At 71.0% G+C, this 255-nt stretch carries 1 pseudogene; it reads left to right on the top strand.

The features are described 5' to 3' along the window. Positions 1 to 255 (top strand): annotated as a pseudogene (locus tag QSK22_RS33555) (integrase core domain-containing protein); the annotation flags it as partial.

The raw sequence follows: 255 nt of genomic DNA, 5'->3' as shown, positions 1-255 counted from the left end.
CCAAGGAGTCGGCAGCCGCGTTTGTGGACTCGTGCGCAGGCGTTCTTCGCCGCCGCCGGAATCACCGTGCGCCGTGTACTGACCGACAACGGCTCGTGCCACCGATCGCGGCTGTGGCGCGACACCCCGACCGCCGCCGGAATCGCGCACAAGCGCACCCGCCCGTTCCGGCCGCAGACCAACGGCAAGGTCGAGCGCTACCACCGCACCCTGCTGGACGAATGGGCCTACGCCCGCCCCTACGCCTCCGAGAGC

It is taken from the genome of Actinomadura sp. NBRC 104425, from assembly GCF_030269545.1.
Lineage (GTDB): Bacteria > Actinomycetota > Actinomycetes > Streptosporangiales > Streptosporangiaceae > Spirillospora > Spirillospora keratinilytica.
This window is presented reverse-complemented; position numbering and strand designations above follow the sequence as displayed.